Source organism: Paenibacillus sp. MT86 (assembly GCF_058792535.1).
This window is the reverse complement of sequence record NZ_CM179499.1, coordinates 3981722-4006316: the sequence shown is the minus strand read 5'-3', so window position 1 is coordinate 4006316 and position 24595 is coordinate 3981722. Positions and strand designations below refer to the sequence as shown.

General features: G+C 50.0%; 23 protein-coding genes. 18 read left to right on the top strand and 5 right to left on the bottom strand.

All coding sequences use genetic code 11. From position 1 onward, the window contains the following. Positions 1-99: 99 nt before the first annotated feature. The gene (locus AC3RCL_RS17635) at positions 100-1011 is read left to right on the top strand and encodes an NAD(P)/FAD-dependent oxidoreductase (RefSeq protein ID WP_492531049.1); all 912 of its coding nucleotides are present in this window, start codon (positions 100-102) and stop codon (positions 1009-1011) included. Positions 1012-1248: 237 nt separating this feature from the next. Next, entirely contained in the window at positions 1249-2985 is a 1737-nt protein-coding gene (locus tag AC3RCL_RS17630; protein WP_492531047.1) for an ABC transporter ATP-binding protein, read from the top strand. Positions 2986-3105: 120 nt separating this feature from the next. Here AC3RCL_RS17630 and AC3RCL_RS17625 read toward each other — a convergent pair whose 3' ends face one another. Next, the gene (locus AC3RCL_RS17625) at positions 3106-3930 is read right to left on the bottom strand and encodes a TerC family protein (protein ID WP_096775504.1); all 825 of its coding nucleotides are present in this window, start codon (positions 3928-3930) and stop codon (positions 3106-3108) included. 275 nt (positions 3931-4205) lie between these two features. Then, on the bottom strand, positions 4206-5120 hold the full coding sequence (locus AC3RCL_RS17620; RefSeq protein WP_492531044.1) for a DMT family transporter: 915 nt from the start codon (positions 5118-5120) through the stop codon (positions 4206-4208). A 127-nt stretch (positions 5121-5247) separates the two neighbouring features. On the opposite strand from AC3RCL_RS17620, the gene AC3RCL_RS17615 reads away from it, so the two are divergent. The 3 genes from AC3RCL_RS17615 (at position 5248) to AC3RCL_RS17605 (ending at position 8024) form a co-directional block, all read left to right on the top strand. Continuing rightward, positions 5248-6117, top strand: a complete 870-nt coding sequence (locus tag AC3RCL_RS17615; protein WP_192572199.1) for a LysR family transcriptional regulator — start codon at positions 5248-5250, stop codon at positions 6115-6117. Positions 6118-6274: 157 nt separating this feature from the next. Next, positions 6275-6868 (top strand): RNA polymerase sigma factor, encoded by a 594-nt coding sequence (locus tag AC3RCL_RS17610; protein ID WP_492531042.1) that lies wholly within the window; start codon positions 6275-6277, stop codon positions 6866-6868. Next, positions 6834-8024 carry a DUF4179 domain-containing protein gene (locus tag AC3RCL_RS17605; protein WP_492531040.1) on the top strand — a complete coding sequence of 397 codons (1191 nt, stop codon included), beginning with the start codon at positions 6834-6836 and terminating at the stop codon, positions 8022-8024. Before AC3RCL_RS17610 ends, AC3RCL_RS17605 begins: the two co-directional genes overlap by 35 nt. A 64-nt stretch (positions 8025-8088) precedes the next feature. Here AC3RCL_RS17605 and AC3RCL_RS17600 read toward each other — a convergent pair whose 3' ends face one another. After that, the gene (locus tag AC3RCL_RS17600; protein ID WP_492531038.1) at positions 8089-8709 is read right to left on the bottom strand and encodes a flavin reductase family protein; all 621 of its coding nucleotides are present in this window, start codon (positions 8707-8709) and stop codon (positions 8089-8091) included. Positions 8710-8806: 97 nt separating this feature from the next. On the opposite strand from AC3RCL_RS17600, the gene AC3RCL_RS17595 reads away from it, so the two are divergent. Next, entirely contained in the window at positions 8807-9496 is a 690-nt protein-coding gene (locus tag AC3RCL_RS17595; protein WP_492531036.1) for an ArsR/SmtB family transcription factor, read from the top strand. A 93-nt stretch (positions 9497-9589) separates the two neighbouring features. Here AC3RCL_RS17595 and AC3RCL_RS17590 read toward each other — a convergent pair whose 3' ends face one another. Further along, on the bottom strand, positions 9590-10129 hold the full coding sequence (locus tag AC3RCL_RS17590; protein ID WP_009593544.1) for an NADPH-dependent FMN reductase: 540 nt from the start codon (positions 10127-10129) through the stop codon (positions 9590-9592). Positions 10130-10438: 309 nt separating this feature from the next. Between AC3RCL_RS17590 and AC3RCL_RS17585 the strand changes: the two genes are divergently transcribed. Next, positions 10439-11611, top strand: coding sequence for a GNAT family N-acetyltransferase (locus AC3RCL_RS17585; protein WP_492531033.1), 1173 nt, complete (start codon positions 10439-10441; stop codon positions 11609-11611). Between the two features lie 127 nt (positions 11612-11738). Here AC3RCL_RS17585 and AC3RCL_RS17580 read toward each other — a convergent pair whose 3' ends face one another. Then, the gene (locus tag AC3RCL_RS17580) at positions 11739-12431 is read right to left on the bottom strand and encodes a DUF421 domain-containing protein (RefSeq protein ID WP_036663446.1); all 693 of its coding nucleotides are present in this window, start codon (positions 12429-12431) and stop codon (positions 11739-11741) included. Between the two features lie 309 nt (positions 12432-12740). On the opposite strand from AC3RCL_RS17580, the gene AC3RCL_RS17575 reads away from it, so the two are divergent. The 11 genes from AC3RCL_RS17575 to AC3RCL_RS17525 all read left to right on the top strand — a co-directional run bounded on the left by AC3RCL_RS17575 (position 12741) and on the right by AC3RCL_RS17525 (position 24475). Then, positions 12741-12887, top strand: a complete 147-nt coding sequence (locus AC3RCL_RS17575; protein WP_186326410.1) for a hypothetical protein — start codon at positions 12741-12743, stop codon at positions 12885-12887. Positions 12888-13337: 450 nt separating this feature from the next. After that, the gene (thrS, locus tag AC3RCL_RS17570; protein ID WP_492531030.1) at positions 13338-15248 is read left to right on the top strand and encodes a threonine--tRNA ligase; all 1911 of its coding nucleotides are present in this window, start codon (positions 13338-13340) and stop codon (positions 15246-15248) included. 132 nt (positions 15249-15380) lie between these two features. Next, a complete protein-coding gene (locus tag AC3RCL_RS17565; RefSeq protein WP_492531028.1) occupies positions 15381-15890 on the top strand; it encodes a ClbS/DfsB family four-helix bundle protein in 510 nt (169 codons plus the stop codon). 222 nt (positions 15891-16112) lie between these two features. Continuing rightward, positions 16113-17234: a glycoside hydrolase family 88 protein gene (locus AC3RCL_RS17560; RefSeq protein ID WP_492531026.1), complete on the top strand. Its 1122-nt coding sequence runs from the start codon at positions 16113-16115 to the stop codon at positions 17232-17234. Next, the gene (locus AC3RCL_RS17555) at positions 17224-18819 is read left to right on the top strand and encodes a heparinase II/III family protein (RefSeq protein ID WP_492531024.1); all 1596 of its coding nucleotides are present in this window, start codon (positions 17224-17226) and stop codon (positions 18817-18819) included. Before AC3RCL_RS17560 ends, AC3RCL_RS17555 begins: the two co-directional genes overlap by 11 nt. After that, positions 18816-20291: a spore germination protein gene (locus AC3RCL_RS17550; protein ID WP_492531023.1), complete on the top strand. Its 1476-nt coding sequence runs from the start codon at positions 18816-18818 to the stop codon at positions 20289-20291. Before AC3RCL_RS17555 ends, AC3RCL_RS17550 begins: the two co-directional genes overlap by 4 nt. Positions 20292-20353: 62 nt before the next feature. Beyond that, positions 20354-21562, top strand: a complete 1209-nt coding sequence (locus AC3RCL_RS17545; RefSeq protein WP_452519166.1) for a Ger(x)C family spore germination protein — start codon at positions 20354-20356, stop codon at positions 21560-21562. Beyond that, positions 21559-21780, top strand: coding sequence for a hypothetical protein (locus AC3RCL_RS17540; protein WP_192572182.1), 222 nt, complete (start codon positions 21559-21561; stop codon positions 21778-21780). The genes AC3RCL_RS17545 and AC3RCL_RS17540 overlap by 4 nt, the downstream gene beginning before the upstream one ends. Positions 21781-21801: 21 nt before the next feature. Further along, positions 21802-22896, top strand: coding sequence for a GerAB/ArcD/ProY family transporter (locus AC3RCL_RS17535; protein WP_492531020.1), 1095 nt, complete (start codon positions 21802-21804; stop codon positions 22894-22896). A 146-nt stretch (positions 22897-23042) separates the two neighbouring features. Beyond that, positions 23043-23822 carry a MerR family transcriptional regulator gene (locus AC3RCL_RS17530; protein ID WP_492531018.1) on the top strand — a complete coding sequence of 260 codons (780 nt, stop codon included), beginning with the start codon at positions 23043-23045 and terminating at the stop codon, positions 23820-23822. Beyond that, positions 23819-24475, top strand: a complete 657-nt coding sequence (locus AC3RCL_RS17525; protein ID WP_492531016.1) for a GAP family protein — start codon at positions 23819-23821, stop codon at positions 24473-24475. The genes AC3RCL_RS17530 and AC3RCL_RS17525 overlap by 4 nt, the downstream gene beginning before the upstream one ends. The last annotated feature ends 120 nt before the right edge of the window (positions 24476-24595 follow it).

Sequence of the window (24595 nt, the reverse complement as noted above, 5' to 3'; positions counted from 1 at the left end):
CCTTGGCATTCTTCCCTGGGCAAAGGGAAATAGACAAGGAGTCATGTCGTCTTGCGTTCATATTATGGACATTAAAGATCCAGAAGGGTGATGGTGTGCATGACGGAGCAATTGCATGATGTCGTTATTATCGGCGGAGGTCCGGCAGGATTGAATGCTGCGCTGGTATTGGGAAGAGCGAGGAAAGACGTGGTGTTGATTGACGAAGGAAAGCCGCGAAACAGGGTTACGCGGGAAACCCACGGTTTTCTTACGAGAGACGGTACAAGCCCATCGGAGTTTCGCCGCATAGCAAGAGAACAGATTACCGCCTATCCCTCCGTCCGCTTCGTAGAGAATACAGCTGCCGCCGTAGAGGGAGTCGACGGTGATTTCCGGATTACCACGGGAGAGGGAACGATATACCGGAGTAAAAAGCTGCTGTTCGCCGTTGGGAAGAAGGACAGCCCGTTGGATGTTAACGGATTAGCCGACGTATACGGAAAGAGTGCCTTCGTCTGCCCATACTGCGATGGATGGGAATTGAGGGACCAACCGCTCGTCGTCATTGCCAAGGGTGCGGGGGCGCTGCATTTTGCCAAAGTGATCGCAGGGTGGAGCGACCGGTATACCATCTGTACGAACGGACCGGATGAATTGACGGATGAACAACGGCAGGAATTAAAGGATCATGACGTGCCTCTATTCAACTCCCCGATTCATCGCATTGAATCGAACGAGGGGATGGTGCGGCAAGTCGTATTGGAGGATGGAGCGGTCATTCCGTGCACGGGCATCTTTTTCGCGCCGAAGCTGGTCCCTGGTTCAGAATTGCCGGCGGCTGTAGGTTGCGATATCAATGAAGGTGGAAGTGTGGTCATTGATGCCTTCGGCAAAACGAGCGTGCCGGGCGTCTACAGCGCCGGTGATGCAGCCACCGAGATGTATCAGGCCATTGCGGCCGCTTCGATGGGAGCCATGGCAGCGGCCGCCATCAACGGCGAGCTGCTTAACGAACGATGGAATCGTTAATCCGTGAGTATACGAGAGGCAGGCTTTGGTTAGCATCCAAGCCTGTTTTTTCGTTCCTAGGGGATTTTTTAATTCTAAATCATTCTTACACTCCGGATTGGGGTCAATTATCGGCTATGATGAAATTATCAAGTACAAGGAAGGGTGTTTACGATGAGAACAACAATGGCGTTTATCATGAATCAAGTTTGGAGGGATATGAATAATTAACCCTCCGGCATAATGGAGGAGAGCGAATTGAATTCTCGGACCAAGAAATTTTTATCCTATTATAAACCGTACCTGGGGTTATTATTTGCAGATTTGGCATGTGCTTTTGTTGTCTCGGCCATTACGCTGACGCTTCCGCTCTGTATACGATACATCACCATCAACGTGCTGGAAGGGAATTCTCAAAGCCCGCTGATTCAAATCTATGCGGTGGGTGCCGTCATGCTGGCCATGGTCATCATCCATACTCTGTGCGATATGTTCATTTCATACAAAGGACATATGATGGGGGCTTATATGGAAAGTGACATGAGACGGGAGCTGTTTGACCATTTTCAGAAGCTGTCCTTTGGATTCTACGATGAGCACAAAACCGGGCAGCTAATGACACGGACCACCAATGACATTCTGTCGCTGACCGAATTGTATCACCATGGTCCCGAAGATATCGTCATTTCCGTTCTGAAGTTCCTGGGAGCATTCATCATCTTAATGTATATCGACGTGAAGCTTACCCTGATCGTATTTCTCTTTCTCCCATTTATGGCCGCGTTTGCTTTTTACTATAATAAGAAGATGAACGCGGCGTTGCGGGTAAACAAGGACCGGATCGAGGATATCAATGCACAGGTAGAGGATTCTCTTTCGGGTATCCGCGTGGTGAAGTCTTTTACGAACGAGTATATAGAGAAGGGGAAATTCGCCTATGCCAACAAGCGGTTCGTTGACAGCAGAAGGGAAGGGTATAAGAGCGAAACGTACTTTCACGAAGGGCTGGTCGGTTTTACCCAGCTTATTACGATTACCGTTATTGTGTTCGGCGGAGCTGCAATCGTGGAAGCCTCGCTGGAACTGGCGGATTTGCTGACCTTTTTCTTATGCATCGGCATTCTGATCGAACCGATCCAGCGCATGGTTAACTTCGCCAGACTGTACCAGGAAGGCATTACGGGATTTGACAGGTTCATGGAGATCCTGGAGGTAGAGCCCGATATCGAGGATGCCGATTTTGCCGAGACGATCACGCAGGTTCAGGGGAACATCGAGTTTCAGAATGTCAGCTTCAGATACAAGGACCGCTATGGATACGTGCTGAACCAGGTATCGCTGAGCATCAAGCCTGGCGAGTATGTTGCTCTGGTTGGTCCCTCAGGCGTAGGCAAGACCACGCTGTGTTCGCTGATTCCGCGTTTTTATGAAGTTAGTGAAGGACGCATACTGCTGGATGGGCGCGATATCCGGGAGATTACGCAGCACTCTTTAAGAAAAAATATCGGGATCGTGCAGCAGGATGTATATTTGTTTGCCGGCTCCGTCTTCGATAACATCCGGTATGGCAACATGGAGGCCAGCGAGGATGAGATCATCGCAGCAGCCAAAAGAGCGAATGCCCATGATTTCATCATGGCACTGCCGGACGGTTATGAAACGGATATCGGCCAGCGCGGCGTCAAGCTCTCCGGAGGACAGAAGCAGCGGCTCAGCATTGCGCGTGTGTTCCTGAAGAACCCGCCGATTCTCATATTTGACGAAGCGACCAGCTCCCTGGACAATGAAAGCGAGAGAGCGGTCCAAGATTCGCTGGAACGGTTAAGCGATAATCGAACAACGCTTGTCATCGCTCATCGGTTGACAACGGTACGGAATGCCCAGCGAATCGTCGTATTGTCCGAAGACGGGATCCAAGAACAGGGCACGCATGAAGAATTGCTTGCCCTTCAAGGCGCTTATGCGAATTTATATCATATGCAATTGACAATATAAGCATGAAGAAAGGCGATTTGTGAACGGTTGAAGCACCGTCAGCAAATCGCCTTGTCTTGTTTGATGAATCATGTTAAGAAGTTGCCTCATGCGTGGTATACATTGCACGCGGAAGAGGATTTAGCCTTGCAGCGTTTTGCCCGGCTGTTGTTCTTCCACTTCCTTGATGGCATTGTCTTCATCCTGCACTTTCTCTTTCGAAGAGCCAAACCATCCGATCACGGCAATCAGCACGAGAACGATGTAGAAGGAAGCCTTCCAGATCGAGCTCTCAGGGAAGTGATGGTCGATTAGGGCTACATCGGGGTGTGCAAGGGTAATCACCGCAAGCTTGACGCCTACCCAACCAACAATCAGAAATGCGGCCACTTCCAGTCCGGGACGCTGCTGCAGCAATTTTACGAAGTAGGATGCCGCAAAGCGCATGATGATCAAACCAATGAATCCGCCCAGGAAGATGACGATGAATTGACCTCCGTCCAGGCCGCCGATGTTCGCCAATCCGCTTGGCGGCAATGCGACAGCCAACGCTACGGCTGCGAGGATCGAGTCTACGGCAAACGCGATGTCCGCCACTTCGACCTTGAAGACGGTCATCCAGAAGCCGGATTGCTTCTTGGGCTTGTCCGGTTTCGGTTTTGCGTCTTCCGTCGGTTTCTTGCCTTTAATAAAGTGTTTCAACGTGTGATTGATCGAAATGTAAAGAAGATAGAGTGCGCCGATGGCTTGTACCTGCCATACATCCACCAGGAACGAGATTAAGAACAGCGATCCGATCCGGAACACAAAGGCTCCGAGCAGCCCGTAGAATAATGCCTTTTTGCGCTGGTTCTCCGGTAAATGTTTGACCATGATGGCAAGGACCAGCGCATTATCCGCCGCCAGCAATCCTTCCAGTGCGATGAGCACTAACAGTACCCATCCATACTCCAATAAAAGCTCCATGCCATTTCCTCCTTGTTGTATTATTGAAGGCACAAAAAAGACCTCCACCGGCAGGTGAAGGCCTTTTGAAATCAAAAAGAGACCTTCACCACAGAGTGTGTGGTAAAGGTCTCGCAAACAACGAATCGTTGCCAACAAAGCCGGGGACATTTCCCGTAATGACGACTTTGCTGTGACAGCTACTCCCCTTTAATCACGTTCCTGCATAACTGATATCGCCCTCAGTTAAGCCGTGATATAAAGATATAAATTTTTTAGAGATAAGTCAAGCTTTTTTACTTGAATTCAGCAGAATAGGACTCCAACGCAACGGGTCTGTTTTTCATGGCCGACCGTTTCCTGAAGTTCACATCAACGCTGGATAGAACAACGCTAAGAAGGACAAGCGCAGCTCCTGCATACTGGTTGGAATCCATGACCTCGTTGGCAAACCAGTATCCGAACAGCGCGGCGAATACAGGTTCCAGCGAAAATACGAGACCCGTTCGGGTGGCGGTTGTATACTTCTGGGCGATCGTCTGGAAGATGAACCCCAATCCGCTGCATACGACGCTGAGGATCAGGACAGCCGTCCATGAGTCGATGGAGCTTGGCCATGCCGGTGTTTCCAAGAGAAGTGACGAGAGGAACGCATACAATCCGGTAAATCCCAGCTGCAGGATGCCGAGGCTTAACGCGTCGACCTTCTGCGCAGCCGTGCTGACGATATTGATATGAAGCGCATAACATAATGCCGCCGCTATGCAGAACAGGTCCCCGATCTTAAATGCAAAAGGGAGCTGGATGGTCAGCAGCGCGATGCCCGTTAAGGCAAGCAAAATACTGACGATCAGTTTCTTCTCTATTTTTTTCTTAAAGAGGAACGTATGTATCAATGGGACAAACACCACCGTTAAGCTGATCAGAAACCCGGCATTGGATGCTGTCGTTGTTTTCAGGCCAAAGGTCAAGGTCGTGAACATGATAAACAAAATAAAGCCCAGGAGCATGGCGTAACGGATCGTCTTCAGGTTAGCCCGGCGCAAGCGCGGGAAAAAAATCGCTCCTGCAAGCATAAAGGCCAATCCAAATCGTAGGGCTATCAAATTGAACGCTCCGAGCGAATCCAGTCCCATTTTCATAAAAAGATAGGACGAGCCCCAACACATGGTGATAAACAAAATCATAAGATCGGCCTTCAGCGGTTTCAAGTTCTTCTTCCTCCTTCAAGTGATTGAACAGAATCAGTATACTCACGTACAATAGACAAGTAAAACGAATGTTCTTAATAATAAACATGAGTAAAATTCATGTATAAAATAAACCGGAGGATTCCCTATGAGTATTAATAAATTCAAAGTTCTAGTAAAGGTCGTCGAGCTCGGAAGCTTGACCAAAGCCGCCGAAGTGATGGGATTTACGCAGTCCGGCGTCAGCCATATGATCAACAGCCTGGAAGATGAGTTCGGCTTCTCGCTGCTGATTCGAAACCGTTCAGGCGCGAAGTTGACGACCAATGGCGAGGAGATCGTGAAGACGATGCGGGAAATATTGAAATGGAACGAGCATTTGGAGCAGCAGGTGGCTTCCATTCATGGAATCGAGCTGGGAACCATTCACATCGGCACCTTTACCAGCGTCGGCGTTCACTGGTTGCCTGGGATTATCCAGGATTTCCGGCGGGATTATCCCCATATCGAGATTCGTTTGGTCGAAGGAGATTATCGGGAAATTGAGGATTGGATCGCGGAGGGCAAAATTGATTGCGGCTTTCTGTCACTTCCGACGTGGGATACATTCGATGCGATTCCTCTGCATCAAGACCCGATGCTCGTACTGCTGCCAATGGAACATCCGCTTAGCTCCGAGGACTCCATTGCCTTAGCCCAAATTGAGAATGAACCGTTTATTATGCCCAGCAAAGGCTCCGATTACGATGTGAACCGGGTGCTGGAGAAAGCCCCGACCAAGCCGGATATCAAGTATACGCTTGGAGACGATTATGCCATTATGGCCATGGTGGAGAAGGGCCTGGGCATCAGCATTCTTCCCGAACTTGTGCTGCGAGGGCAGCGGCGGAATATACGGCTGATCGAATTGAAGGAAAAGAGCTTCAGATCGCTTGGCATTGCGGTAAGCTCCTTGCGGGAAGTATCTCCGGCAACGAAACGATTCTTGAATTACGTTAAAAGTTACCCGAAGCTGTAGCCGCCCGTAACGACACAGAATTATGCCCTTTCAGAGCATCCGGACTCTATTAGCGTCAGGGTCTTATTCATGCGCATTCTCCACATCAAATAAATCGTGTCACAAAATCCCTTGTTCGGATTGTTATATATGTAAACAAAGAAGGAGGTGAGCTCGCTTGCAGCCAACCATCCCCGGGGAAGCGGAAGGAAAAAGAAAGGCCATCGAAGAGGTTATCGAACAAGTCAAAGCAGGAGACAAACATGCATATCAAGCGATCATCGTCCAGTTTGAACGGCAGATGTACACTTACTGCTACTATATTCTGAAGAACCATGCGGAGACAGAAGATGCCGTGCAAGAGATCTTTATCCGTGCTTATGAGCATCTTCATCTGTATAAGAGACAAGTATCCTTCTCTGCCTGGTTGTATAAAATGGCCTATCATCATCTGATCAATATTAAGAGAAAGCAGAATCGTTTTCTCAATCTGATCGCGCATTATAAAGAACAGCAGCCGGTGGTGACAGTATCCCAGCACGATTCGGTTGTGTACGAGCTCTTAACATACCTTACAGCAGAAGAACGCCATATATTGCTGCTCAAGGCCGTAGAACAGTATACCTTCGAGGAAATCAGCGGCATCATGGGACTCAAATCGGCAACGATCAGGAAAAAGTATGAACGCTTGCGTCATAAGTTAATGGACCGAATAAGCCAAAAAGGAGAGGTGGCACGTGGGACAATTGCCGGAACAAACGGAATACGCTGAGATGAATGCACTCGAACAAAGGATTCGCGAATCGTCTTTACCGAGAAGTATGAGTGATCAAATCATGAACCGAATTGGAGAGCGTGAAATGACAAGATTATCAACCAAACCTAAACCGAATGTTATTAAAAGAGCGATACTCGTTGCGTCCGCGGCAGCTGTGATGGGAGGAACCGTGATCGGTTCGGGGTTTGTATCGCCGGTAATGGCAGCAACCCTGAAGCAAATTCCAGTGCTCGGTGTACTATACGAAGGAACCAGCGAAGATGCAGTGAAAGCCGCCATAGAGCAAGGGATCCTATCCGAACCTAACTTGAGCTTAACTCACGATGGCGTGACATTGAAGGTAGCTGACCTCCTATATGATGGAACCCGGTTGTCCTTTATCCTGGAGCGCGAGGGAGTGGATTTACCGGGTACAGCTTCTCCGTATATTAGCGAAGATGCTACGTTAATCGGTAATCAGGATAGTGAGTATATTAAGTCGAGGAAAGTAGCTAAGGAAGATCAGGAAAAAGGCTATATCGAAATGCCGCGAATTCTGGTAGACGGACAAGAAGTGGCGATGGGCGAGGGGACCTTTGGAGATTATCCGCAACAGGACAATGCCTATATCGTTGAGCTTACCAAGGGTCTGAAATTACCCGAACAATTCGAGCTGACCATTCAGGCCAACGTAACTCAAGTGAACGAAACCTTCGAATTCAAGATTCCTGTAAACGTCGCTAATCCATCGATTGTCGTGAAGCCGGACCAGGCCACGAAATCGGATGGGCCATTCAGTTATACCGTCAAGCAATTGGATATTTCACCGGTATCGACCCGCCTGGTTCTGGACAGTAAAGGCGAGGTGCCGGCTTCTGCAGAGCAAACAGGCGAATACAGCGCCAGCATGGTCTATTATGAGCTGGTGGATGATCAAGGAAATGTCCTGAGTCCAAGAAAATTCGAATATTTCCATAGCGAACCCCAAACCGAATATCATATCGACCAATTGTACAGTCCTCTGAACGGAACGCCGAAATCCATTACGATTAAGCCGTTTACGCTGACCGTCAATCCAAAGGATTGGAGTGTTATAGGGCAAGATCAGGATAGCGTAGGAGATAAAACCTATCTGAAGGATTTGGAAATGACCATTCCGGTCAAGCCGTAAACCTAAGAGCATGACAGGAATGGCCCGCCATACATGGCGGGCCTCTTCCTTATGCTCCCGAATATTAGGTTTCGGCTCGAAAGCTTTTGCCTAATGACGGGCCGAGCCCATAATAGTGCCGGAAATTGTAGATGAGCGGACTCCATTTGCCAGGGTCAATGTGTTGTTCATTCGTTATGATGCTGCGATGGGCATGCACCTGTACAGCCTGTGTTTCGACAATGGCAAAAAAGGGCGAATCGTCAGGTAGCCGAATGTGGTTCACCTTGGCTTCAATCTGGATCGGACACTCCATGATACGGGACGGCCTTACGGCGACAGAATCCGCTGGCGTTAATCCGCTTTGCGCATACTTATCTTTTTCAAATGTAAATCCGCTCATCAGCTTGTGGTCCGGAACTGGATGTTTCCCTGTCAACGGGGCTAATCGTTCGACATTCTCCCATAAGGAAGGGTCCGGAATATTGATGACGCATTCAGGATGCCGTTCCAGGTTCTCAATCGCCTTCCCCCCGAGTCCGATGCCAAGAATGATATGTTCTCCCAGCGCCCATGATGAGGAGATGGGACTGATATTGACGGTGTCATCTTCATTCAGGGTGTTGAGCAAAATAACAGGGGTTCCATAATACAGGATTTTCGGTTTATTTAGTTCAGTGTCGATCATTTGAGCGGTTTTTTTCATAAAATGTTCCTCCCATTAACGGTTCTATCCCAAATCATTGTAGAATAGAAAAGGTTCGATGCTCATCGAAATATGGATTACATCAGGAGGGATGGAGATGAATGCGAGTCCGAACATAGCACAGGTAGCCTCACTCTTAAGCGATGCATCGAGAGCAGCCATCATGACCGTCTTATTGGATGGTCGTTACCACCCGGCAGGAGAGCTGGCGTACATGGCAAATATCAAACCGCAAACGGCTAGCTTTCATTTATCCAAAATGGTTGCGGCGAATCTGGTGGCCGTCGAAAAACAGGGAAGGCATCGTTATTACGGAATAGAGAACCAGGAGGTTGCCAGAATCATGGAGAGCCTTCTATCGATAACGCCTCCCGTTGAAATAAGATCATTCAACCAAGCTTTGGAGCACGAAGCCATACGCCATGCAAGGACTTGCTACGATCATCTTGCGGGGAGTTTGGGAATACAATTGACGGATTCGCTTCTAAATGCAGGGATTTTATCCGAAGTGGATCATCAATTTACGGTTACCGAAAAAGGAGAAGGCTTCTTCAAGGCGTTTCAAATCGATCTGGAACGCGTGAAGAAAAAACGCCGCTCCTTCACGCACCGGTGCTTGGACTGGAGTGAAAGACGTCATCACCTTGCCGGGGCGCTGGGCCATGCGCTGTTGGAAAGACTACTCGAATTGGGTTGGGTGCAACGCATTCCGAAAACAAGGGCCGTTAAAATCACGCCCGAGGGCAAGCAAGGGCTAAACGAAACGTTTCATGTTGATATCGAATAGGCGCAGGTTTTCGGTATGAAGCGTGGATGCCTGAAAAAAAGGACTGCCGCCGCCTCATCGAAAGATGGAGCGGCGGCAGTCCTATATTAGAGATTAGCGCAGCGTCTTCAAAGCACCGCTCCAAGCAAGCACTTGGTCAAGCATGCCATTCAGGTTGACAAGATGCAGATCTGCCGGTTTGAACACAGAGCCGTTCTCGAAATCAGTGAATAACGAGAGGGCAGGATGTACGCGAACGTCCGCTACGGACAGCTCGCCCAGGATTCCGCGCAGATGCTCGGCAGCGCGTGCGCCGCCAACAGAACCGTAACTCACGATGCCTGCAGCTTTATTGTTCCATGCCTCACGGGCATAATCGAGTGCGTTCTTCAATGAGCCGGAAATACTGTGGTTGTACTCCTGAACGATGAATACAAAGCCGTCCAAACTTGCAAGTTTGGTATTCCAAGCCGTTGCTTGTTCAGTCGCGTCGGCTTCGCCCAAAAGCGGAAGCTTGTAATCCGCGATATCTACGATTTCGTAGTTTGCATCTCCGCGCTCGTCAGCGATACGTTTAACCCATTCACCTACTTGCGGACTTAAACGACCTTGACGGGTACTGCCTAAAATAATACCGATATTCAATTTGGACACTGTTCTTACCTCCCGATTATTCTGAATATATTGTGATCATGGTGTTCTTGTTATTTTGCATGAGCTAATCATAATCTTAGTGGGTTATCTTTGTCAAGCAGCTTACTAAAAGTTTGTGTAAAATATTCTAAGTTTTTTTGTATCCATGCACGGTGGGATATTCACCTGAAATCGGACGGTGTTTTGTACCGCGTAGGGAGCTGCGATGTTATACTGGTCATGTGCCTTGGAACCAACTTTTTCGTGCCGGGATCACACGCGTCATTCAGCAATTAACGTACATATGTAGATTGGAGAGGTGAAGCAAGAATGGAACTTAGACAATTAAGAACGGATGAATTTGACATCAGCACGAGTTTATCCGAATATGCCTTTCAATATACGCTGACGCCGGAGCAGCGAGAGTCCAATCAGAAGCATTTTAAACCAGAGCGATTCTGGGGAATTTTTGACGGGGAAGAGCTGCAGGCGAAACTGACCATCATTCCGCTGCAGGTCTATTTGCAGGGGAACACTTTCGCGATGGGCGGCATTGCGGGCGTGGCAACATGGCCGGAGAACCGCAGACAGGGACATGTCTCGACGCTGCTTAAGCATGCATTGCAAGAAATGAAGGGCAAGGGACAGACCCTTTCCTTCCTGCATCCGTTCTCGATCCCGTTTTATCGCAAGTTTGGCTGGGAATTGTTCGCGGAATATTATAAGTACGTCATTCCGGTGTCCAAATTTCCGCGTAAAGTGGAGGTGCCGGGCCGCGTTGTAAGAGATGTAAACAACATTGCTGTACTGGATGGCATGTACCAGGCCTATGTCAGCCGGTATAACGGTACCCTAGTGCGCGAAGAGGCATGGTGGACAAGATTCGTCCTGCAGGGAGACAATCACAGCGTTGTTTATTATTCTGCCGAGGGCAAACCGACGGGCTATGCGTTATATGAGCTAAAAGACAAAGAACTGGTGTGCGACGAATTTGTTTTCCTGAATGAAGAAGCCCGAAGCGCGCTCTGGACTTTTTTTGCGAACCATGATTCCAGGATCGAGCAGGTGACCATGACGATGGTGCCGACGGATGACCAGCTGCCCTATATGCTGCCGGATCCCCGCGTTACCCGGGAAACGGTTCCTTACTTCATGGCCCGTATCGTGGATTTACAATCCTTCGTGGAGCAGTATGCTTTTGAAGCGGGGCGGGAAGCTGTCCTGACCATCGAGGTGGAGGATTCCTCAGCGCCTTGGAATGCAGGCCTGTGGAGGCTGTCGGTGAATGGAGAGGGGAAAGCGGAGCTGTCGGAGCTCCCATCCGATCGAGGGGAGCAGGCGGAGCTGTCTACCGACATTCAGACACTGTCGGCCTTGTTTACCGGATATAAAAGACCGCAGGCACTGTATTCCATCCACCGCCTGACCGGAGATGCTAAGGCGGCAGCACAGCTGGAAACGATGATTCCTGCAGGCCAAACCTACCTCATGGATTTCTTTTGAGAAAGTGATAACGCTTGGTGCTCCGGAAGAATATCGTCGAATTCGCTTTGTCGTTAGAATATACGAAACACGCAAAAAAGCCTGGGAACCAGGCTTTTTTGCGTTGCGATCATCTAAGGGGATAAATTCAATCCTGAACCTCTTTTTTGGAGAAAACATAGAGCTTTCCGTCATCCCCATACTCCGCGTATGCGATATCTTCCAAGGATTCAAAACCTTGCTCCCGCGCTTTCGATTGAATCTCATTGTGTTCGATGTGCTTGCCCAGCATGGATTCCTCGAGCAGCCTTCCCTTGTCGACAACCGTTACCGTGAAGGGATCCGGCTTGGCTTCGATGCCAAGATCCTGGGCCGTCGGCGGCTCGTATTCGGGTTTGCGCATGACGGATAGCGAGCCGTCCGTTTCCAGAATGGCGTATTTGACTTCGGTTAATGAGAAAATATTTTGCCGTCTGAGCATGGACAGCAGCTGTTTATATTCCATGTCGTATTTATCGAGCAGCTTTTGGTTGAGCTTTCCGTTATCGATCAGAAGAACCGCCCGCCCTTCCGTTAAATAGCCGAACTTGACAAAGTGGGTGGTTGCCTTCTCGAAGAGGAAAGACATGGTTGTCCATAATGCTAGAGCAAATAACAGATGGGACAATTTTACTTTATCATCATAGAGGCTTGCCCCAACGATTTCACTCAGGATTAAGGAAGATAGGAAGTCAAGCGGTGTAAGCTGACTGATGGTTTTGCGCCCAGTAACAAAAGTGATGATCCATAGTCCGAAAAAGCTGATGATCAGTTTGACTCCTAAATCGATAAACATATCCATGGACAACCCTCCTTGGGAAGCAGTGTAATTGGTAAGTTATTAAACGTTTTCGCTTCGCGCAGAAACAAGGGAGATTTACCCGGTTAGGGTATTCATTGACGTAATGAACAATATTCAATAATCGATCTTTAAGAATGAGAGCTGCTGGTTAACAGCGGCTTTTTTGTTTTAAGCTATGGATTCATTCGTGAATTTGACAACTTCTCAATAGACGCTTGAAAGTGACGCGGCGTCATCTTGTAAGATATAATTCCGTCAACGAAAATCACGGAGAATGTCATACATATCGACAAGAGGGAGATGGGAGAATTGAAAAAGGGAGATATCATTATTTACGCATGCGTCATCATCGGGGCCGGGATCGGTTTAACGCTAGACAATGCTTTTCCGGGTGTTCTGGTCGGTTTGGGTATTGGATATTTGGTCAAAATGACCCTGAAGGACGAGGAATCGTAAACATGGAAAAGATGCTGACATAGGATACATGAGGGAAGGATTTGTTATCCAAATTAACATCGAACTATCTTTGAAATTAGGTTTGACAATTAGAAAAAACTGACTTATAGTACTTTACTATCAGCAACGATCAAAGACATGATTCGTGAAACGACCTGTCCAGAGAGAGAGGCGATTGGTGAAAGCTTCTTCCGCGCTTGTTTCTTGAATTACCCCTTTGTAGCTGTGTTTTTGAACCCAGATCGGTCGTTCGACAATCGAAATGGAACTAGATAACACCGAATCATCCCCGTTACCGGATGTCTGAATGAGGATCCGACAAAGCGCGCGGCAGTACGAGCGTTTGCCATTATCGGATCAAATTAGGGTGGAACCACGAGCTGAACGCACTCGTCCCTTAGGGATCGAGTGCTTTTTTGCGTTCAATCTAAATTTGATGGAGGGATCACAATGTCAATTGTAGTAACGCTGCAGGACGGAAGCAAGAAGGAGTATCCCGCACAAACGACGATGATCCAAATCGCGGAATCCATCCATTCAGGACTGAAGAAAAATGCGGTTGCAGCCAAAGTGGATGGCAAACTTGTGGATTTGAATCGTGAGCTTCGCGAAGATGCGGAAGTGAGCATCATTACACTGGATTCCGAGGACGGATTGTACGTATATCGGCACAGTACGGCCCATCTGATGGCTCAGGCCGTGAAACGGCGATACGGCAGTGAATCTGTTCATCTTGGGGTGGGACCGGTCATTGAGGATGGTTTTTATTACGATATGGATCTGGGGCATTCCATTACGGCCGATGACTTGATTGCCATCGAACGAGAAATGCAGAAGATCGTTCAGGAAGACCTGCCGATCCTTCGCAAGGAAGTGGGGCGTAAGGAGGCTGAACGTATATTCCAAGATGATCCGTATAAAATGGAGCTTATTCGTGAACTACCGGAGGACGAGGTTATTTCGGTATATGAGCAGGGCGAGTTCGTTGACTTATGCAGAGGGCCGCATCTTCCATCCACGGGCAGAATCAAAGCGTTCAAATTAATGAGTGTGGCGGGTGCTTATTGGCGGGGGAACTCCGACAATAAAATGCTGCAGCGAATCTACGGAACGGCGTTTCCCAAGAAGTCGCAGCTGGATGAGCATTTATTGCTGCTAGAAGAAGCCAAGAAACGGGATCATCGGAAGCTGGGAAAAGAGCTTGGCCTCTTTATGTTCTCGGAAGAAGCGCCCGGCATGCCCTTCTTTTTGCCGAACGGGATGATCATTCGCAATGAGCTGGAGCAATTCGCAAGAGGGCTTCAATTCCATCGCGATTACGATGAAGTGCGGACTCCGCTGATGATGAACAAGCGCCTGTGGGAAATGTCCGGTCACTGGGATCACTACAAAGACAATATGTATTTTACGCAAGTAGACGAGACGGAGTATGCGCTGAAGCCGATGAACTGTCCAGGACATATGTTGGTCTACAAAAACTCGCTGCACTCCTACAGAGAGCTGCCCATTCGCATCTCCGAATTCGGTCAGGTTCACCGCCATGAGTTCTCAGGCGCTCTTAACGGCATGATGCGGGTGCGCACGTTTTGTCAAGATGATGCGCATATTTTTGTAAGGCCCGATCAGATCCAGGAAGAAATCAAACAGGTTATTGATTTTATCAGCCGAGTGTATCAAGTCTTTGGCTTTGAATATACAATCGAGTTATCGACAAGGCCGGAGGATTCCATGGGCTCCGAGGAACTATGGGAGCAAGCGGAGTCTTCGCTGCAGCAGGTACTGGATCAATTGGGACTGCCGTACCGGATTAATGAAGGGGATGGAGCGTTTTACGGACCCAAAATCGACTTTCATATCCTCGATTCCTTAAAGCGAAGCTGGCAGTGCGGCACCATCCAACTGGATTTCCAGTTCCCTGAAAAGTTCGATCTGTCCTATATTGGAGAAGATAATCAGAAGCATCGGCCGGTTGTCATTCACCGGGCGGTGTTTGGATCCATCGAGCGTTTTATCGGGATCCTTGCGGAGCATTACGGTGGGGCTTTCCCGATGTGGCTTGCTCCCGTACAAGTGATGATCATTCCGGTGTCGGATCACTATATCGATTATTCCTTGAAGGTGAAGAAGCGTCTGGAGAATGCAGGCATCCGGGTGAACGTCGATGTCCGAAATGAAAAGCTGGGTTATAAAATCCGTGAAGCGGGACTGTTGAAAACGCCTTACACGCTTGTCCTTGGCGAGAAGGAAATGAACTCCGATCACGTATCGGTTCGTAAACGGGGCGAGGGCGAGCTTGGCGAGATCGCCATGGATCAAGTCATTGAACGGCTTCGGAACGAGATAGAGTCCAAAGAATTTTAATTCTTCGTTGTGGCTGCGGCTTTCCGCAAAGGGAGCGGGATGATCTTCGTCACCGTGTGCGACCCCAAATCATGGTATGATTTGGATGTGCCTGTTAAGCGGTACATGTTAATGATGAAGGAGAGAGTAGCGTTGCAAACGTACCCGAGCAAAGAGGCTTTCATCGCTGAAATTCGACGAACGTATAAGCTGTTTGACCAAGAATTTGATGATGTCCCGGAGGATAAAAAGAATCATCGCATTGGCGAAGTCGACAGAACGCCGCAAGAAATGATCGCCTATCAGCTTGGTTGGCTGTCTCTCGTCATGAGCTGGGAGCGGGATGAACGAGCCGGCATCGAAGTTACGACGCCGGCCCCTGACTATAAATGGAATCAATTGGGGGCGCTGTATCAGCGTTTCTACCAAGCGTATGACGGCTATTCTTTGGAAGAATTGCGTAGCATGCTGAAGCAGAGGACGGATGAATGGTGCGAATGGATCAACCGGTTGACCGAGGAAGAGTTGTTTCGTCCGGGCGTTCGAAAATGGACGGTAACCAGCGCCAGCTGGCCGATGTGGAAATGGCTGCACATCAATTCCGTCGCCCCTTTCAAAAGCTTCAGAACCAAGATCAGAAAGTGGAAAAAGTTCGTCGCGTAACGCTTTACCGCTTCAAGGGCAAAACGAACGATCCGAGGTTTACCTCGGATCGTTTTTTTGGTTGGATTAGAGCTGAATGGGAAGGCGGGTTCCTTTTTTACCGACTAAAGGCTGCAAAAGTCAAAATAATGCACATCAAGGCAAAAATCGGCTCTACTAGAACCGGGCGACTCTCCTTATCATGAATCGTAATCAGGATCGATTTGAAGGGAGCAAGGTGTTATGTGGAGCAATGCGATTCAAGATGCCGTAGAGAAAATCCGGAAGAACATGGATGCCTTCGGGGCAAGATTTCCCCACGTCAGCAGGGACGGAGCTTATTTGCTGAATGACAATGACGACTGGACGAACGGCTTCTGGAGCGGCCTGCTCTGGCTGTGTTATGAATACACAGGCGACGAGGCCTTTAGATTGGGAGCAAAACGAACAGTGGAAGATTTTCGCCGCCGCTTTGCAGAAAAGAAGGTGCTTGATCATCACGATATCGGGTTCCTGTATTCCTTGTCCTCGAAAGCGGAATGGATCGTCGAGAAGGACGAGAGTGCCCGCCAGTTGACGCTTCAGGCTGCGGATCTGCTGCTGAAACGCTGGCGTCCAAGCGGAGGATATATTCAAGCGTGGGGTCCGGAAGGAGACGAACAGGAAGGCGGCCGCATCATTATCGATTGTTTGATGAATCTGCCGCTGCTGTTCTGGGCGGGACAGCAAACCGGAAATTCCCAATATCGGGAAATTGCAATCATGCAGGCGGAGAAGACAAGGCGCTATCTCGTACGGGGAGACGACAGCTCATACCATACCTTTTTCTTCGATCCCCATACGGGGGAGCCGATCGGCGGTGCCACGCATCAAGGCTATACGAACGGTTCGACCTGGACGCGGGGACAAGCATGGGGGGTATATGGCTTCGCGCTGGCTTATCGATACACCGGAGATCACGCATACCTGGATACTTCCAAACGAATGGCCAGATACTTCCTAGAGCATTTACCGGAGGATCATGTCGCCCTTTGGGACTTTAACGCTCCCGTAACCGCCGAGACTTACCGCGACAGCTCGGCTTCCGCCATCGTGGCAGCGGGCTTGCTGGAACTGATTGGACATTTGGAGGAGGGGGATCCCGAAAGAGCCGGATTTGAACAAGGATTGAAGGATTCCATGACCTCGCTGGTCCGCCACTATTCCACGATCGGCCAAGAAGCGGAGGGTCTGCTGCAGCATGGCTCTTATCATGTGCGGGGCGGCTTGTCCCCGGATGATTTCATGATCTGGGGAGATTATTTTTATCTGGAAGCTTTAATTCGGCTGGAGACCGGCAGCAAGGGGTACTGGTATGAACGCTGATGCCATGGAAGCTTCGGCGAATGCTGTTTTGGAGATTTTGAACCTGAAGGATCCCGCTATGGGTTCGATGCAGGATGCAGACGATCAAGGTCATCGGCACGATTTACTGTGTAAACTGCATCAATACTTCACCTGGCGGAGGACACCGGGATGGTGGATGAGCAGCGAGGATAAGCAGTATATCACCGATTACGTGAAGCAATATTGCGCAGATGAACTGGAAACCGTGATGAAGACGGCGGAAGAAGTGGTGCAGCAGACGTTCCTGTTCCGTTTTCCGTGGGATATGGAGCGGAGCCAAATTCCCGTTACATTTGAGGGAAGCGTGGATTGGTGCCATATTCCCGATCAAGACGCGGAGTGGGCTTACATGCTGAATCGGCACCGCTATTGGGTGGCGCTGGGACAAGCGTATGCGATGACAGGCGAAGAGAAGTATGCGGAGGCGTTTTGCCGCCAGCTCGAAGACTGGATCGATCGGAATCCTGTCCCCAATGAGCCAACGACGGATACGCTGACATGGCGACCAATCGAAGCCGGTCTGCGCAGCGCGAACTGGATCAAGTCACTTCGATACATGATCGGCAGTCCATCCCTGACTCCGCTGCTGCTCGGCAAAGCCCTGATTTCGCTTCACGAGCACGGGGAGTATCTGGCTGCTTCCTTCACCAGCTGGAAGCATATCAGCAACTGGGGCGTTCTGGAAACGTGCGGTTTGTACCATATCGCACTGTACTTCCCCGAGTTTAAGAGCTCGGCACGATGGCGGGAACTAGGGGAAGAGAGACTGAATGAGACGGCCCGGCTTCAGATCATGGTAGACGGCATTCACTGGGAGCAGTCGCCAACGTACCATCATGAGGTGCTGGCTTGTTATCTGGACTGCGTTCACCTCGCCAATCTCAACGGGTTGGAGCTTGACGGCCTATTCCGGCATAAGGTACGCGAGATGGCCGAAGCCTCCCTGTACTGGGCAAAGCCGAACCACAAGCAGCCGATGCTGGGAGACAGCGACGACAGCGATATCCGTTCCATTCTGACCTACGCCGCGTGGTTATTTGAGGATCCCGTTTTGCGCTTTGGCGGATATGCTATGCCGGATTACGATCATGCCTGGCTGTTCGGCATGTCGGGCATCCGGGATTACGAAGCGATGGTGCCCGCGGAGCCGCCATCCCTAAGCCGAGCTTTTCCCCATTCCGGCCATTATACGATGCGGACGGGCTGGGGCGAAGATGCGCAGTACCTTTATTTTCACTGCGGTCCGCTCGGGGGTGGCCATGGTCACGCCGATATGCTGCACATGGATCTCCATGCGTACGGCCGGGATCTGCTCACCGATCTCGGAAGGTACAACTATAGCGACCTTACACCGCTGAGAAAAGCTTTAAAGGAGAGTTCAGCCCATAATACTACGGTCGTCGACGGGATCGGGTTTACCGGGGTCAAGGATACCTGGTCTTTCGACCGGATTGCCGGGCCACTGGGCTGTAGATGGATCAGCAAGCCGGAGTTCGATTATGTCGAAGGGGCGCATGACGGCTATCTCTATGGGAGTGATCCGTTGGAGGAGTCGTTTCCATGATGATGAAGAATTTAACGCCGGGCGAAGCCCCGCAAGAAAATTTGCCGGCATCCCTGACGCTATTTATTGACGATTTGAAGAACCGCTTCGGACAAAGCGGAGACATTATTTACCGCGAGCTTCAACTAGGCGCCATACCCTCGGTCATGGTCTATATTGAGGGGATGGGAGATCCCCGATATCTAATCGAAGCGATTCATGCCGATATGCCGCTGTTCATGAATCTCCCCGACCAGCGTCCGGAAGAACGCATGAAAATGCTGCAGGAACTGACGATCACGATGGGAAAAGTAGGAGAAGCCCGGACCTTTCAAGAGGTTGAAAAGAAATTGCTCTCCGGCAATACGATCATCTTCATGGATGGAACCGCCACCTCCCTGTATGTGGGAACGGAAACGCTGAAACAGCGTGGAGTGGAGGAAGCCAGCTCGCAATCCGTGGTAAGAGGTCCGAGGGAAGGCTTTACCGAGTCGCTTCGAGAGAATACGGCTTTGGTCCGGCGGAGAATTCAAAGCCCTAAACTGCGCTTGGAGGAGAGAACGGTGGGCGAGCACACAAATACGCAGCTGGCCGTGATGTACATGGAAGGATTATGCGATGTCGATGTACTGAACGAGCTGCGCAGAAGACTGGATGGAATCAAGCTGGACAGCGTCCTGGAGAGCAATTATATTGAGGAGATGATTCAGGATCATCGCTACAGCCCTTTTCCTACGGTATATAATTCAGAACGGCCCGACGTCATTGCGTCTGCCATTTTGGAAGGGCGCATTGCTATTTTCTTAGAAGGAACGCCCTTTGTTCTGGTGGTTCCCGCCCTGTTCGTCCAGCTGTTTCAATCGAGCGAGGATTATTACCAGCGGTGGGATTTTGCCAGCTTGGTTCGACTGCTTCGATACTTATGCTTCGGAATAGCTCTCCTTACTCCCTCCCTGTATATTGCGATTACCACGTTCCATCAGGAAATGCTGCCGACCAACCTGTTGACCAGCTTAATCGGACAGCGGGAAGGGGTTCCCTTCCCTGCATTCATCGAAGCGCTGATCATGGAGATTACGTTCGAGATTCTGCGCGAGGCGGGCATTCGGCTGCCTAAATCGATCGGCCAATCCGTCTCCATCGTTGGTACGCTGGTCATCGGGCAAGCCGCCGTGGAAGCGGGTCTCGTATCGGCCGCGATGGTGATCGTTGTGTCCATGACGGCGATTGCGAATTTTGCCCTGCCGGCTTTCAATATCGGAATCTCGGTTCGGATCTTGCGATTCGGGCTCATGGGAATCGCTGCGTCATTCGGATTGTACGGGATGATCATCGGCATGATCATCATCGGCCTCCACCTATGCAGCCTCCAGTCCATGGGGGTTCCGTATATGACCTCATTCGCCCCCATAAGATGGCGGAGCCAGAAGGATGCCTTGTTGCGATTGTCCCGCCACAGCATGAAAAAACACTTGACCAAATCCAAGACATAGGCCGTCAAATAACGAGGACTTGCTTTCTAAGTCTCTATTTCATACAGAGGGGGCTGGTTATCGTGTTGGAAAGAAAAATACTTTCAGTCCTGCTCGTATTATGCTTGACCTTCACCCCTGGATGCTGGAGCAGAAAAGAACTGAATGAGCTGGCCGTCGTCATGGCGCTTGGCATCGACACCCATGAGGATGGGTATGCCATTTCTGCTCAGGTGCTTAACTCCGCCGAGGCCGGCTCCAAAAAAGGCGGATCGATGGGCAGTCTTCCGGCCGTGACCTATAAGTCCGTCGGCAAAACCATACCCGACGCCCTGCAGCGCATGTTGAGCATGGCCCCCCGGATGCCGTATCTGTCCCACGTTCGCGTGTTGGTATTCGGTGAAGATCTGGCCAGGTCAGGGGTCAGCGATGTCCTCGATTATATCTCCCGGAATCATCAGCTTCGAACGGACTTCTTTATGCTCGTCGCCAAGAATGGAAAAGCTGCGGAGATTCTGGAGGTCGTTACGCCATTCGAATATGTTCCGGCGAATTCGCTCTATTCCTCCATTCTGATCTCGGAAAAAAAATGGGCGGCGACGGGGAAAGTCACTTTGCAGCAGTTCGTGACGGAGCTAAAGCGCAGCGGGTCAGACCCGGTATTATCCGGAGTCCAATTAAGCGGCAGTTTAGCTGAAGGCCAGTCCATGGAGAACGTGAAGCAAATCAATCCTTCCACGCTTCTTCAGCACACGGGGCTCGGCGTGTTCAAGGGGGACCGGTTGGTCGGATGGCTGGGGGAACCTCCCAGCAAGGCCGTCAATTATGTCCTGAATAGAGTCGACACCACGACGGGATTCATTGCATGTCCGGACGATGGTATTGTCGGATTCGCCGTGAACCGGGCGGACACAACGCTGGACGTTAAGCTCAATGCGGATGGTACCCCCGCTTTTTCCGCCGAATTGGAGATCGAGGCCGACGTGAATGCCGTTCAATGCGCGATTGATATCAGTCAACCTGCCGTCATCGACGAATTGGAGAAGGACATCGAGGATAAATATAATGCTAATATTCGGAAGCACATCGGGCTGGTCCAGCAGCGTTATGGAGCCGACGTTTTTGGATTCGGCGAGGTTCTGCACCGAAAATATCCGGACGTTTGGAAAAAATACCGGGATCATTGGGGCGAAAGCTTTAAAACGATGAGTATCCGGGTGGACACCGATGTAGCGATCCGCCGGGTCGGATCCATCATACAACCCTTAAACCAAAAGGTGGATGAGCCGTGAATTGGCATTGGTTATTCATATTCTTTCTAGCCGTCGTCTTCGTTACGGAAACCCGTCATCTTCTGAAGCTGCGCTCCATCCGGGACATCATCGTATTCTATGCGGTATGGGGAGTAACCTTGCTGGCTTTGATCGGAGATATGATGGAGGTGCCTTATTTAAGGCCGCTGGACTGGATCGGCGCCTTGGTGCAGCCCCTGAGCGGATTGATCTCATAATGAGGAAGGGTTTGGTAATACGTGATCAAATACAAGGATATCGCACCGCGGCAATTTTATATACTGGCATTCGGTTTGACCATCGGTACCTCGATCCTGGTTACGCCTTCCGGATTTGCGCATACCGCCCGGGAAGATGCGTGGATGGCCTCTCTCTTCAGTTTGTTCATTAACCTCCTCATGGTCGTGCTGTATATAGCCATTGCGCGCCTCTATCCCGGCCAATCGATCTTCGAGATCCACGAAAAGGTGCTGGGGAAGCTGCTGGGCAAACTCTTCTCGCTGATCTATTTGTTTTATTTTTTGATTCTAACAGGTACTTTGCTTGGCAACCTGGGCTTTTTTCTGAGCAGTGAAATGATGCCGGAGACCCCGATCGAGGCCATTCAAATCTTGTTCTTAATAGCGGCCGTCATGTGCGCCAGAATGGGCATCATTCTGTTGGCCCGCGTCGGTGAATTGATGTTTCCATGGATCGTATTTCTGTTTATGGTTCTTGTCCTCTCGCTTATGCCCCAGATCGATTGGAACCATATCAAGCCGATGCTGGAGGAAGGCTGGATGCCCGTGGCTAAGGCCGGTTTCCATTCTTCCATGTTCCAGGAGCTGATTGTGTTAATGGTATTCCTGCCCTTGGTCAAAGGAGAGAAGGAAGGGGAGAGGGCATTGATGCGGGGAGCCGCTTCAGGCGGGCTCGTCCTTAGCATTACCGTCCTGCTCAGCGTGCTAATTTTGGGGATTGAACAGACGGAGAACAGCACGTTTCCGGCATATGCTCTTGCGAAGACGATTAATTTAGGAAACTTCTTTCAACGTGTCGAAGGCATATTGATTACGCTGTGGATCCTGACTTTTTTTATCAAGATTTCTCTCCTGTATCTTTCGATTCTTCAAGGCATGAAAACCGTGTTCGGTCTGAAGGACCAGAATTCGTTAATCTATCCGTTGTCCGTGCTGTTTGTCATCGTGGCCTGGAATACATACATCAACACCGTTTATGTCGCCGATATCATTCAGAACGTATGGTCAAGCTATGCGCTCCTCCACTTGATCGTGATTCCCATCGTCCTCTATCTGGTCGGGATAACGCGAACGAAAATCCTCAGCTTGAAATGAAACCAGCATGGTATGGAAAAAGCCCGAAAGCCGGGGCTTTTTTTGTTTTTTATCTGCATGGACTTGATTTTTTTTGAAAATGACTTGAAAGTGACGTTGCGTCATCTTGTATAGTGGAGTTACCGGAGAACTCAAGAAAGCAGGTGATGAAATCGATTCCCATTCAAGAATTGTCCAAACAGACGGGCATTACGGTAAGAACGCTACGCTATTATGATCAGATCGGCCTGCTGATTCCGGCAGCCAAGACTCCGGGTAAACACCGGATATACAGCGAGGAGGAGCTAAAGAAGCTGCAGCAAATTCAGTTTCTGAAAAAGCTGGGCTTCAGCTTGCAGGAAATTTCGGATATGATTTCGAACCCGGAATGGAACTGGTCATCCAGTTTGATGAATCAGTTGGACTTCGTGAAGAATGAACAAAACAAGCTGAACCAAATGGAATCCGCGCTCCGCGCCGTCCTGCATAGCATCGCCGTGGAAGGGGAGACAAGCTGGGATGTGATTCAGAAGCTGATCCATCTCTCAGGAAGAGACCCCTCATTAAAGCATGCGTTCCGACAACAAATGTTTGAGAGGCGCGAAGAAGAGCTGCTGGACCTTCTCCCGAATATGAACAGCACAGATCCGGATTCGCTTGAATGGATCGCTCTGCTGGGACAGCTTAAAAAGCGCATGGAGAACGGACCCGGTTCTCCTGAAGTACAGAGGATCATCAGACGCATGGACGAAAAACGCAGGGAGCGTTTTGAAGGCGAAGACCCCTTCGTGGATAAATTGTGGGAGATCCGCAAATCTCCTGCGCAGTCCGAGCAGATGGGCTTGTATCCCATTGAGGAAGAGCTTCTTCAGTTTATGGAGCTGGCATTTAACATCTATGCTGCAGGACTGGAAGAAACACTAGACGAAGAGGGGGAGACATCATGACAACGGAACTGCTGCTCTCCGTAGGTGCGTTGTCGCTCTTGGATACCTTGAGCCCTGCCACGCTCGGCGTAACGGTCTATTTGCTGTTGACGGAGCGAGATCGGTTGATCACCCGATTATGGGTCTATTTGTTTACGGTGGCAGGCTTTTATTTCCTGGTTGGTGCCGCACTGATGCTCGGTTTGGATGCTGTTCTTCAGAGCGTAACAGGCATCTTTCAGAATCGAACGGTAAGCTGGGTTATGGCTGTTACCGGCGGCGTTTTGTTTGCAGCCAGTTTTTTTGTCCCAACGAAAAGGACGACGGAACCGCGACGTCCAAGATCCAAAAGCCTCGGGGCGATGATCGGGCTGGGCTTCACCACGTCCCTGCTGGAGGTGGCAACGGCACTGCCCTATTTTGCGGCGATCGGTCTCATGACATCGGCCCAACTAACGCCGGTTCAATGGGTACCCCTCCTGGCTGCGTATAATGTGATCATGGTGCTTCCTCCGCTCCTATTGCTCGGTGCAAACCTTGCATTTGGCCGCATGATGCAGCGTCCGCTGGAGAAGCTGCGGCTGAAAATCGCCCAGAACTCCGGATCGGTGCTTTCGTGGGTTTTGTGCATTGCGGGACTGATTTTGGTGCTGAACAGCATAGACAACCTATAATGATCGCCTCTCGTTTTTTTCGTTCCCGGCTTCCGAAACCGAGGAGCCTGCCATGTATTCATATGAATCTCGTTATGATATATTTATCGCAGGGTTCATCGACCGTCAGACACCTCGGTA

Coding starts and splice junctions, on each gene's coding strand:
- AC3RCL_RS17635 (WP_492531049.1), top strand. CDS start 100: ATGACGGAGCAATTGCATGATGTCGTTATTATCGGCGGAGGTCCGGCA.
- AC3RCL_RS17625 (WP_096775504.1), bottom strand. CDS start 3,930: ATGGAGCTTTTATTGGAGTATGGATGGGTACTGTTAGTGCTCATCGCA.
- AC3RCL_RS17615 (WP_192572199.1), top strand. CDS start 5,248: ATGAGTATTAATAAATTCAAAGTTCTAGTAAAGGTCGTCGAGCTCGGA.
- AC3RCL_RS17600 (WP_492531038.1), bottom strand. CDS start 8,709: ATGAAAAAAACCGCTCAAATGATCGACACTGAACTAAATAAACCGAAA.
- AC3RCL_RS17595 (WP_492531036.1), top strand. CDS start 8,807: ATGAATGCGAGTCCGAACATAGCACAGGTAGCCTCACTCTTAAGCGAT.
- AC3RCL_RS17585 (WP_492531033.1), top strand. CDS start 10,439: ATGGAACTTAGACAATTAAGAACGGATGAATTTGACATCAGCACGAGT.
- AC3RCL_RS17580 (WP_036663446.1), bottom strand. CDS start 12,431: ATGGATATGTTTATCGATTTAGGAGTCAAACTGATCATCAGCTTTTTC.
- thrS (WP_492531030.1), top strand. CDS start 13,338: ATGTCAATTGTAGTAACGCTGCAGGACGGAAGCAAGAAGGAGTATCCC.
- AC3RCL_RS17560 (WP_492531026.1), top strand. CDS start 16,113: ATGTGGAGCAATGCGATTCAAGATGCCGTAGAGAAAATCCGGAAGAAC.
- AC3RCL_RS17555 (WP_492531024.1), top strand. CDS start 17,224: ATGAACGCTGATGCCATGGAAGCTTCGGCGAATGCTGTTTTGGAGATT.
- AC3RCL_RS17550 (WP_492531023.1), top strand. CDS start 18,816: ATGATGATGAAGAATTTAACGCCGGGCGAAGCCCCGCAAGAAAATTTG.
- AC3RCL_RS17530 (WP_492531018.1), top strand. CDS start 23,043: ATGAAATCGATTCCCATTCAAGAATTGTCCAAACAGACGGGCATTACG.
- AC3RCL_RS17525 (WP_492531016.1), top strand. CDS start 23,819: ATGACAACGGAACTGCTGCTCTCCGTAGGTGCGTTGTCGCTCTTGGAT.